This is a genomic window from Reinekea sp. G2M2-21, from assembly GCF_015687175.1.
Classification (GTDB): Bacteria; Pseudomonadota; Gammaproteobacteria; order Pseudomonadales; family Natronospirillaceae; genus Reinekea.
Window position 1 is genome coordinate 1,809,934 of sequence record NZ_JADPQG010000001.1, and the last position, 11,805, is coordinate 1,821,738.

8 protein-coding genes are annotated in these 11,805 nt (G+C 48.2%); 2 read left to right on the forward strand and 6 right to left on the reverse strand.

From position 1 onward, the window contains the following. Nucleotides 1–476: 476 nt before the first annotated feature. Both lysS and prfB read right to left on the reverse strand, forming a co-directional pair. Nucleotides 477–1,994: a lysine--tRNA ligase gene (lysS, locus tag IYN85_RS08265; RefSeq protein WP_196158326.1), complete on the reverse strand. Its 1,518-nt coding sequence runs from the start codon at nt 1,992–1,994 to the stop codon at nt 477–479. Nucleotides 1,995–2,066: 72 nt separating this feature from the next. Next, nucleotides 2,067–3,165, reverse strand: a protein-coding gene (prfB, locus tag IYN85_RS08270; protein ID WP_196158525.1) for a peptide chain release factor 2 whose coding sequence is annotated in 2 segments (ribosomal slippage) — nt 2,067–3,089 and nt 3,091–3,165 — 1,098 coding nt in all. Because the reading frame shifts where the segments join, the coding sequence is not laid out codon by codon here. A 489-nt stretch (nt 3,166–3,654) separates the two neighbouring features. Here prfB and IYN85_RS08275 point away from each other — a divergent pair. Continuing rightward, nucleotides 3,655–6,051 carry a methyl-accepting chemotaxis protein gene (locus IYN85_RS08275; RefSeq protein ID WP_196158327.1) on the forward strand — a complete coding sequence of 799 codons (2,397 nt, stop codon included), beginning with the start codon at nt 3,655–3,657 and terminating at the stop codon, nt 6,049–6,051. A gap of 129 nt (nt 6,052–6,180) precedes the next feature. Continuing rightward, nucleotides 6,181–6,750: an NnrU family protein gene (locus tag IYN85_RS08280; protein ID WP_196158328.1), complete on the forward strand. Its 570-nt coding sequence runs from the start codon at nt 6,181–6,183 to the stop codon at nt 6,748–6,750. Here the strand turns inward: IYN85_RS08280 and recJ are convergent. From recJ to rplS, 4 genes are all read right to left on the reverse strand, one after another. Continuing rightward, nucleotides 6,737–8,461 carry a single-stranded-DNA-specific exonuclease RecJ gene (gene recJ, locus IYN85_RS08285; RefSeq protein WP_370592170.1) on the reverse strand — a complete coding sequence of 575 codons (1,725 nt, stop codon included), beginning with the start codon at nt 8,459–8,461 and terminating at the stop codon, nt 6,737–6,739. The genes IYN85_RS08280 and recJ overlap by 14 nt on opposite strands. Continuing rightward, nucleotides 8,461–9,852 (reverse strand): threonine synthase, encoded by a 1,392-nt coding sequence (gene thrC, locus IYN85_RS08290; RefSeq protein WP_196158329.1) that lies wholly within the window; start codon nt 9,850–9,852, stop codon nt 8,461–8,463. The genes recJ and thrC overlap by 1 nt, the downstream gene beginning before the upstream one ends. 32 nt (nt 9,853–9,884) lie before the next feature. Continuing rightward, nucleotides 9,885–11,183 carry a homoserine dehydrogenase gene (locus IYN85_RS08295; RefSeq protein ID WP_196158330.1) on the reverse strand — a complete coding sequence of 433 codons (1,299 nt, stop codon included), beginning with the start codon at nt 11,181–11,183 and terminating at the stop codon, nt 9,885–9,887. A 251-nt stretch (nt 11,184–11,434) separates the two neighbouring features. Further along, entirely contained in the window at nt 11,435–11,803 is a 369-nt protein-coding gene (gene rplS, locus IYN85_RS08300) for a 50S ribosomal protein L19 (RefSeq protein WP_196158331.1), read from the reverse strand. Nucleotides 11,804–11,805: the final 2 nt, after the last annotated feature.

Sequence of the window (11,805 nt, forward strand, 5' to 3'; positions counted from 1 at the left end):
AAAAAATCGGTCGCTTTAGACCATAAATCGGGAAGGCATTTTTTTGACATTCGGACGATGATCGGCGCAAGCGGCACGCCATAAGGCTTTGCGGAGAGTGTCCACAGAATCTGTGGATAAGTTTGTGCAAAACCCTACGAATATGTCACCAAAGAGGCTGTCTAGGGCTTAATCCCAAATATGATCATTTTTTGATCAATTGATATATTTTCCTTATAAATCAACACGTTACAGTATTTTTATAAGCATAAAAAACACGAATTTATCGCCATTAGAATCAATTTCCATTTTTTGAATAGCGTTAGAGCGGTTGGGGATAGTTGCCTACAGGGTTTAAAAATAACGGGCAATATCCACTTCGAGTTATTTTGTAACATTTTGTAAGAATTGAGCCTAGCTACCCGATTTTTACGCACAAAAAAAGCGCACAGTGGCGCTTTTGGTGAGTCAAACTGAGACCGGTTTCACAAACCCAATTATTCGCCCTGTTTTGGCTTCATATGAGGGAACAAAATAACGTCCTTGATCGACGGCGAGTCGGTTAGAAACATCACCAATCGATCTATGCCTATACCTTCACCTGCTGTGGGTGGCAAGCCATACTCCAGCGCATTGATGTAGTCTGCATCGTAAAACATCGCTTCGTCATCACCACCATCTTTAGCGGCGACCTGAGCCTGGAACCGCTCAGCTTGGTCAATGGGATCATTTAGCTCTGAGAAGCCATTGGCAATCTCCCGGCCACCAAGGAAGAACTCAAAACGATCGGTAATCTCCGGGTTTTTGTCATTACGGCGAGCCAAGGGTGAAATCTCAGCCGGATATTCGGTAATAAAGACCGGACCATACAGTTTCTCTTCGACCGTTTCTTCAAAGATTTCAGTTTGAACACGACCCAGCCCCCAGGACGCCTGTACCTGAATGCCAATGGATTGTGCTGTTTTGGTGGCAGATTCCAGGGTATTGATATCGTCCGCCGTCCACTGTTCGTTATACTTTAGGATGGAATTAAACATGCTCAATCGTTCAAACGGTTGCGCAAAGTCATAGTCGTGACCCTGATAATGAATTTCAGTGGTACCCAGTACATCCATCGCGAGGGTGCGCAGCATATCTTCGGTTGTATCCATCAGGTCATTGTAGTTGGCATAGGCCTGGTACCATTCCAACATGGTGAACTCCGGATTGTGCCGAGTGGAAACGCCTTCATTGCGGTATGAACGGTTTATTTCGAACACACGCTCAAATCCGCCCACGACCAACCGCTTCAGATAAAGCTCTGGAGCGATTCGCAAATAGAGGTCTCGGTCCATGGCATTGTGATGCGTAATAAAAGGTCGCGCGGTTGCACCACCGGGAATCACCTGCAACATAGGCGTTTCCACTTCCATAAACGAACGGCTCGACAAATACTGACGAATACCACTGATCACCTTTGACCGAACCTCGAAAACCTTTCGAGTTTGCTCAGAAATGATCAGATCAACATAACGCTGGCGATATTTCATTTCCTGATCAGACAGACCGTGGAATTTGTCCGGCAACGGACGCAAAGACTTGGTCAGTATGCGCATGTCTTCCAGCTTCTCGACATTGACGTACAGTTCGCCTTTGCCAGACTTTGCCAACAACCCGGTGACGCCAACGACATCGCCGATATCCAACAATTTCCAATCATCACTTTCTTTTTGCAGGTGCTTCGGCATATAGAACTGAATGCTGCCGGTAACATCACGCACACCCACGAATGGACCTCCGCGACGCATAACACGGCCGGCAACGGCCACCGTGATATTTAATTCGGCAATGGCATCTTTATCCAGCTCACCATAGGCTGCCTGAAGGTCACCTGCTTTATTTTCGACGCGAAAGTCGTTTGGAAAAGCGATACCCCGTTTTTCCTGCAACTCAGCCAACTTCTGTTTTCGTTCCGCAATAATGTGGTTTTCTTCAGGTTGAGTAGGCAAGTTGGTCTCTTTCAGGTTGTCGCTCATAGTTACTTTCCAAACGTTAATGAATTTATCAAACAGATCACAGCAAACGTCGCACGGGGCTTGATCGCCAGGTTAGAGGCCTTTTTTGAGTGAGGCTTCGATGAACGGGTCTAAATTGCCGTCCAGAACACTTTGGGTATTGCGGTTTTCGATACCGGTGCGCAAATCTTTGATTCGCGAATCATCTAGAACGTATGATCGAATCTGACTGCCCCAGCCAATATCGGATTTGTTATCCTCGACCAATTGAGCCGCTTCCTGACGCAACATCATTTCACGCTCGTAAAGTTTGGCTTTCATTTGCTTCATAGCCTGGTCTTTATTCTTGTGCTGTGAACGGTCGTTTTGACATTGGGTCACGATACCGGTTGGCATATGGGTAATCCGCACCGCAGATTCCGTACGGTTAACGTGCTGACCACCGGCTCCGGATGCACGGTAAACGTCAATACGCAAATCCGCCGGATTAATTTCGATCTCAACGTTGTCATCAATTTCTGGTGACACAAATACGGAAGAAAACGAAGTATGACGGCGATTACCTGAGTCAAACGGGGACTTACGCACCAAACGGTGCACACCGGTTTCAGTTCGCAGCCAACCAAAAGCATACTCACCTTCAAAACGGACGGTGGCGGATTTGATTCCTGCAACTTCCCCCGCGGAAGCTTCCATCAGTTCCGTTTTAAAGCCCTTCTCTTCGCCCCAGCGCAGGTACATGCGCAGTAACATTTCGGCCCAATCCTGTGCCTCGGTTCCTCCGGAGCCTGCCTGGATATCAAGGTAGGCATTATTCGGGTCCATTTCCCCGCTGAACATACGGCGAAATTCCAACATTTCGAGCTGTGTACGAAGAGAATCCAGTTCCGCTTCTACATCAGCAACCGACCCTTCATCGTTTTCTTCGACAGCCATATCAAGCAGATCACTGGCATCAGCCAACCCTTGGTCCAGGGTTTCAATGGTTTTTACCACTTTTTCCAGTGCAGAACGCTCTTGCCCCAGTGCCTGTGCCCGTTCAGGTTCGTTCCAAACTTCTGGCTGAGCCAATTCACGTTCAACTTCGTCTAGTCGCTCTTTCTTATTAGCGAAGTCAAAGATACCCCCTAAGCACGTCTGTACGCGCCAACAGGTCTTTGATCAATTCTCGGATCGGATTAATTTCCACAATAGCTCTCGCTCTATACAGTAAGGCGCGCGCCCTACTTAAAAATTCAAAGGGCGGGCATTTTACAAGAAAAGCCGTACGGAAGGTAGATCAGTCTCCTACCGTGCGGGGATATTTCCATTCCGCACAATCGCGTGCCAGAAACCACCGCACAATCGGGCGCCAGCGTTCTTTAGTGAACTCTATGAAGGCGTTGCTCCAGCGATGAACGTCAGCATTGCGGTCACCCAGATCGGAGACCATGGGGGAATTCTGCCCCTCTCATTGTCAAAAAAACAAGCTACGCTCAAAACAAGCTGGATATTTATCGATACCAGTCGATACCTAGTAGTAACGGCGACCGCTCGCCACGGACCTGACCTGTTCAGAACCTGATGAGACCCATAGATTTGCGTGGGAAAACGTTTAGACGTTCGTGTGCGTTGCGCGAGCGGTCCGTGGGAAATAATAAAAGATAGCGATAGGGATTAAACCCAGAACTGGGGAAGCAGCATGGCAAACACGATCTGGAACTTCCTGCCTGGTGGCGGCAAACTAAAAAATATGATGGGGCAATTGGCGGCAATTAATCGGGCACAGGCCATCATCGAATTCAAACTGGATGGCACTATCGTCAGCGCGAATGACAATTTTTTGCGAACGACAGGTTACACCTTGGCGGAAATAAAAGGTAAACATCACCGTTTATTCGTAGATGAAAGGTACGCCAGCAGCCTAGATTACGAGGACTTCTGGCGACAGTTGAAAAAGGGGCAATTTTTTACTGGCGAGTATCAACGATTCGGCAAAGACAAAAAGGAAATTTGGATACAGGCCTCATATAGCCCGATTCTGGATCGAAAGGGGCGGCCCATAAGAGTAATTAAGTACGCGACCGACATTACCGAGCAAAAACTGAAAAATGCAGATTACCAAGGCCAGATTGAAGCCATCAGTAAGTCACAAGCAATAATTGAATTCAACATGGATGGAACAGTACGGTGGGCCAACGATAATTTCCTTCAAACCTTTGGCTACCAATTAGGTGAAATCCAGCATCAACACCATCGTCTTTTTGTCGATTCCGACTACGCCACCAGTCCGGACTATCGGTCGTTCTGGGAATCTTTAGCTCGCGGTGAATATCAATCTGGTGAATTCCAGCGACGAGCGAAAAACGGAGAATTGGTTTGGATAAACGCGTCTTACAATCCCATTATGGATATGAATGGACGGCCTTTCAAAATCGTCAAATACGCGTACGACATCACCGACCAAAAACTTAAAAATGCCGACTACCAGGGCCAGATTGACGCAATTGGAAAATCACAAGCTGTTATCGAATTTAACATGGACGGGACGATCCGACAGGCGAACGAGAATTTTCTCTTGACCACCGGGTATAAACTGACCGAAATAGTCGGTAAGCATCATCGCATGTTTGTGACACCTGAATACGCCAACAGCTCAGAGTATGAGAGGTTCTGGCAGAAACTATCAAAGGGTGAATTTCAAGCAGGTGAATATAGAAGACTCGGTAAGGATGGCCAGGAGGTCTGGATTCAAGCGTCCTACAACCCAATACTCGACAGTCAGGGCAACCCATTTAAGGTTGTTAAATACGCCACCGATATTACCGAAGATAAACTCCGCAATGCCGATTACGAAGGTCAGATAGCCGCCATTGGAAAATCGCAGGCCGTTATCGAGTTTAATCTGGATGGAACCATAAGGACCGCCAATGAAGGCTTTCTGCATACCATGGGGTACGAGTTAAGGGAAATCGCCGGCAAGCATCACCGCATTTTTGTGGAACCTAACGAAGCCGATTCCCCGGAATACCAACAATTTTGGTCGGCATTACGCGCTGGAAATTTCCAGAGTGCTGAATACAAGCGCATCGGGAAAGGCGGTAAAACCGTTTGGATTCAAGCGTCTTACAATCCGATTTTTGATTCCAATGGCAAACCCTTCAAGGTCGTCAAATACGCGACAGATATTACTGGCCGTAAAAATGCGGTCGATATGATCAGCAAAACCTTAATCGATTTGGCGGGCGGTGTGCTATCGACGCGACTGGATAAGGACATCGATGAAAACTTCACTGACGTTCGTGACGCCTTGAATACTACCATCGATCGACTCCGCTCAACGGTGACCACTATATTTGAGAGTTCCAGAAGCATTGAACAGGCCGCCAGTGAAATTGCCAGCGGAGTACACGACTTAAGTGGCCGAACTGAAAATCAGGCAGCTAATATCGAAGAGACGGCATCCACGATGGAACAGATGACCAGCAGCGTGCGTGCCAGCTCTGAAAACGCACAAGTGGTTGACGGCATGGCCAAAGAAGCGGCCTCGGTAGCCGATACCGGTCAACATGTGGTAGATAACATGGTGAATGCCATGAAGGAAATCAGCGAATACAGCAGTAAAATTTCTTCGATCACTTCTACTATTGACGAAATTGCCTTTCAAACCAACCTACTAGCGCTGAACGCTTCCGTAGAAGCCGCCCGAGCGGGTGACCAAGGACGAGGTTTTGCGGTGGTGGCGGGAGAAGTCCGCAATCTTGCGCAACGTTCTGCCAGCTCAGCAAAGGAAATTACAGACCTGATTCGCGATAGCATTGCCAAAGTTAAAAACGGCACGGATATGGCAGAGAAATCAGGAAAGACACTTAAAAACATCGTGCAATCCATCGCTAATGTCAGCGCCAAGGTCGAAGAAATAAATCGCGCACTCGGCGAGCAGAGTGAGAGTATTACACAGGTCAATCAATCGATCAGCGATATGGATACCTTGACCCAAGAAAATGCTGCCTTGGTTGAAGAAGCTTCTGCGGCCAGTCAGGAAATGGCAAACAAAACCCGCGCCATGGTACAGGAGGTAGCATTCTTTAAACTATAACGCGCCTTAATTCGACTTATCATAATCAGCTGTCAGAAGTCACGGTCAGCCGCCTGCTTTGACGCATATCAATTTGTGTCACCTTTACCGGCGTAAGGTATGGTCGTTCAATGTTTAAGGAGAAACACGATGGTCCTGCTGACTCTTGGTGTTGCGCTGTGGTTCATCATGCACGGATTCAAAGCTCTGTTCCCAAAAACCCGTGCCCGAATGAATGCCCGTATGGGAGAAGCAAAAGCCAAAGGGCCTTTTGCGCTGGGTATATTTGCTTCCATCGTGTTGATTATCGTTGGCTGGCGACACGCTGACCCGACGATCGAGCTGTACAGCACGCCCGATTTTTTGATACCAATCTCTGGCCTTCTGATCTTATTTGCTCTGTATCTAATTGTGGGCAGCACCTCGGCAATCCGCATACGAACGTGGATACGTCATCCACAGCTGACAGGCTTCGCAATCTGGTCTGTTGCCCATCTGATGGTTAATGGTGAACTGCGATCCGTCATTTTATTCGCCGGCTTTGCCGCTTGGGCGGTGACACTCATACCTTGCATTAACCGCCGTGACGGCGCTTACACACCACCTACACCAGAAGGCAAAAAAACTGAGTTGAAACCCATCGGCATTGCGATCCTGGTATTTGCGGTATTGAAACTCAGTCACGGTTTTTATACCGCGCAATCACTTATTCCGTGGTAACTTCAACCCTAGACAGAAGTAATTGCAAGGTGGTTTCACCACGAAACCGATTGCAACTGAGTTGGTAACAGGCCTTTATAAATCGAATGCCCGTTTGGAGGGCTTCGCTGGGGACATTAAACGCAATAGCCTGCAACGAATCGGTACCATTCTGCAGTGTCAGTTTGAGATGCCTGTCGGCCAGAATTCGGCTTTCTAACACCCGCCACTGCCCGACGAACACGGGCTCCGGAAACATCTGTCCCCAGGGACCTGCCTGTTCGAGTAACACGGCATTCTCAAGCGTCAATTGACTTGGGGGTAATTCACCGTCGGTCCAGACATGTGGTACCAGTGCATCTGCATCGGCGAAACATCGTATCGACTCGCTGAACCATTCTTTAAATTCAACTAGCGCGTTTTTGGGAATAGTCAGCCCCGCCGCCATGGCATGACCACCAAATTTCGCGATCAGGTCGGGACGTTGTTTCGACACCCAATCCAAACAATCCCGCAAATGGACACCAGGTACCGAACGAGCCGACCCTTTAAGCTCTTCCTCTCCAGCATCGGCAAAAGCAATCACTGGCTTATGCAATTTATCTTTAATGCGAGAGGCAACAATACCCACTACCCCTTCGTGCCAATTATCGCCATACACAACAGCACCGTACACATCCTGAAAATCTTCAACCCTTGGCGTTAAGCGTTCAACATCGTGCAGCATTGATGCTTCAATATTACGACGCTCGGCATTGAGCTCATGCAGTTGGGCAGCCAGAAGACGGGCTTCCACATCCGATTCCGTGAGCAATAATTTCACGCCAATCGTCATGTCATCGAGACGACCCGCTGCGTTCAATCGTGGACCCACAATAAAACCGAAATCAGACGACTTCGCTTCTTGCCAGGATCGACCGGCAACATCAAAAAGAGCTTTAATTCCAGGCCGGCATTGCCCAGCACGAACCCGATTCAAGCCCTGCTGGACCAATCGCCGATTGTTATCGTCCAGCGGCACAACATCCGCAATGGTTGCCAGCGAAACCAGATCCAGCCACTGCCCTAAGTTCGGTAATGGCTCGAAGCCTTCATCCCGTAACGCCGAACGCAAGGCAATCAACACGTAGTACATGACGGTACAACCACAGGCTGATTTACTCGGAAACGCACATTCAGGTTGATTCGGATTTACGATGGCATCGGCCTCAGGCAATACTGCTGCAGCGAGGTGATGATCGGTCACTAATACACGAACGCCATGAGCCCGTGCCAATGCGACCCCCTCTATACTGGCAATGCCATTATCCACCGTCAGAATCATGTCTGGCTTATACGTGAGCGCCAATTCGACGATCTCAGGCGACAAGCCATACCCAAATTCAAAACGGTTTGGCAACAGATAATCGACCTGTAGACCCATAGCTGTTAAGCCAAGCATTGCCAAAGCGGTTGAAGTGGCGCCATCCGTATCGTAATCGCCGACGATCAGCACTCGCCAGTGTTGCTCTCTCGCTTGGCGCAGCAAGTGAACGGCATCATCGATGCCTTTCAGTTGCGTAAAGGAAAGCATCGATTTTAAAGAGGTATCAAGCTGTGTGTTGTCCGTAATTCCACGGGAAAGGTATAGACGATTGAGCAGTTCATGATGATGAACCGAGTTTTGCAGGGAAGGTACGGACCGGGTTCGAATGTCGAACCCGGCAATGGATTGCAACGGATGACTAATCACTAAAAAACTTTTGAAGCCACAAAGTCTTGCAATGCTTTCAACTCATTGGGCATGACCTCGTAACGCTCTTCGCGTTCGAACAGATCTTGCAAATGATGCGGTAATTCCGGCGTACTCAACCCTGCCTTTTCAACCGCATCAGCAAATTTAACGGGATGCGCCGTACCCAGAGTGATCATCGGAATCATGCTGTCACGTCGACATTCACGAGCCGCTTTAACGCCGATAGCAGTATGCGGATCAAGTAAATAACCGGTCTCTTGATAAACATCAGCGATGGTTGCGCAGGTGACATCATCATTAACCGCATGGCTATCGAATAGCTCGCGCACTTTGGCCATGCGTTCCGCTTCCAACTCAACTGTCTCTGAATTCAATTTCGACATCAGGTCCGCCAGTGTGGCACCGTTACGGTCATATACATCAAACAATAAGCGTTCAAAGTTCGAGGAAACCACGATATCCATGGACGGAGACAAGGTGTGCGCCAATGGATGCTTCTCATATTTATTCTGGCTCATCACGCGGTGCAGAATATCGTTCTGGTTTGTCGCCACAATCAGTTGATTAATCGGCAGACCCATTTTCTTTGCCAGGTAACCGGCAAAAATGTCGCCAAAGTTGCCAGTCGGTACGGAAAAAGCCATTGAACGATCCGGACCACCCAAATTCAGCGACGCGTAAAAATAGTAAACGATCTGAGCCATAATACGTGCCCAGTTTATCGAATTTACCGCGACCAATCGTCGTTCACCACGCAGAAAATCCTGATTGGCAAAACAGGCTTTCAACATCCCCTGACAATCGTCGAAGTTACCTTCAACCGCCAGGTTAGAAACGTTGTCTTCCAAAATGGTCGTCATCTGTTTACGTTGCACTTCGGAAACGCGATTATGCGGATGCATGATAAAAATATCGATATGCTTACTGTGCTTACAACCTTCAATGGCCGCGGATCCTGTGTCTCCCGATGTTGCGCCAATAATCACAGCTCGCTCATTGCGTTTAGTGAGGACATGATCCAGTAAACGTCCCAACAGCTGCAGCGCAAAATCCTTAAACGCTAAGGTCGGCCCCTGAAACAGCTCCAGAACATATTCATTGTGATCGAGCTGAGCCAGAGGCGCGACGGCTTTGTGACCAAAACCAGCGTAAGTTTCGTCCAGCATAGCTTGAAGTGTTTCATCATCGATGGCACCACCCACAAATGGCTGAATAATTTTAAACGCCAAGGAAGAATATGGCAGTTCCCGCCAGCTGCGGATTTCTTCCAGAGAGTAATGTGGCAGCTCTTTCGGTACATACAGACCGCCATCACTGGCCAGCCCAGCCAACAAGACGTCTTCAAATTCCAGTTCAGGGGCACTTCCGCGCGTGCTGATATATTTCACAATTCTGACTCTTTTAAATTTAATAAAATTGTTTAGCTGTCGAGACGTTCAACCCGGATACGGATAACCTTCTCAGTTACCGAGGGAAGCGCCTCAATAGCGGCAATGGCGTCATTCATTGCCTTTTCTTTCACTGGTTGTGTTAACAGAATCAACGGCACCAGTACTTCATCTTCGGGGGCTTCTTTCTGAATAATAGCTTCCATGTTGATACCATTATTACCCAATGTTTCGGCGATTTTCGCCATTTGTCCGACTTCATCCTTAACCAAGATTCGCAAGTAATAGGCCGTTGTGATGTCGTCTGAATGCAAAACCGGTAAGTTTTGTGTTTCAACAGAAAAGCCCAAGTGAGGCACCAACCCAGGACTGTCTATATCCCGGGCTATATCAACGATATCTGCAATCACAGCTGAGGCTGTTGCTTCCGCGCCAGCCCCCTGACCGTAATAAAGCGTCGGCCCTACTGCATCACCAAAGACCAACACCGCGTTCATCACGCCATCGACATTTGCGATCAGACGTTTATCAGGAATCAGCGTCGGATGCACCCGCAATTCAACACCTTCGCTGGTACGCCTCGCAATGCCCAAATGTTTAATCCGGTAACCGAGTTCGTCTGCATACTGCACATCTTCACGAGTCATACCGGAAATGCCCTCGGTGTAGACCTTATCGAACTGTAACGGAATGCCGAAAGCATTAGACGCCAAAATAGTCAATTTGTGTGCTGCATCGATGCCTTCCACGTCGAAAGTCGGGTCCGCCTCGGCATAGCCAAGCGCCTGCGTTTCGGCCAACACATCCTCAAAGGCCCGACCCTTATCGCGCATCTCCGTTAAAATGAAGTTACCTGTGCCATTAATGATGCCAGCCACGCCAGAAATGTGATTGGCCACCAGGCCTTCCCGAATTGCTTTGATAATCGGGATGCCTCCAGCTACTGAAGCCTCATAAGCGACAACAACATTGTTTTTCTCAGCCGCTTCAAAGATTTCATTTCCAAATTCCGCAATCAGAGCCTTATTGGCGGTGACGACATCTTTACCCTGTTCAATAGCCGCCAAAACCAGATCTTTAGCTACCGTTAAGCCACCAATAAGCTCAACCACGATATGAACATCCGGATCTTTAACCACATCGAAGATATCACGTGAAACCTTTACCCCGGTTAAATCGCAGGCAGGATTATCTCGACGTGCACCCACATGGGTAATGCGCACAGGCCGCCCGGCTCGACGCGCAATATCGTCAAGGTTGCGCTGCAATACATTGAAAGTTCCGGCCCCTACTGTACCTAGACCACAAATACCGACGTTTACTGGTTTCAAAACTCGCCTCTTTACGAAAAATGATGAGGGAAAATGGACTGCAAACAGTACTCAAGCACGCTGAATACGTCAACGCGCAAAACCGCAGAACAGAGCCGATAACGGGCTTTTTATTGTGCTGTTTACGCAACGCCCTGTTTCAGCGCTTTCGCTATCGCAAATCACCATTAAGGACTGCCAAGAAGTAAGCGCCCAAAATCCACAAACAAAAAAGGCAACCCGTAGGTTGCCTTCTAGAGAAAAGTAATAAATTACTTCTTCTTCGATGGAATCTTCTCTTTAATTCGAGCCGATTTACCAGAACGCTCACGCAAGTAGTACAACTTCGCTTGACGAACGTCACCACGACGTTTCACTTCAATGCTGTCTACCAATGCAGAGTAAGTCTGGAAAGTACGCTCAACGCCAACACCGTTTGAAATCTTACGTACGGTGAAAGCAGAGTTCAGACCACGGTTACGCTTGCCAATTACAACACCTTCATAGGCCTGTAAACGCTCACGATCACCTTCTTTTACTTTAACCTGTACAACCACAGTATCACCTGGGCCAAAAACAGGTACTTCTTTGTTCATCTGTTCAGCTTCTAACTGCTGAATAATCAGATTCTTGTTGCTCATGA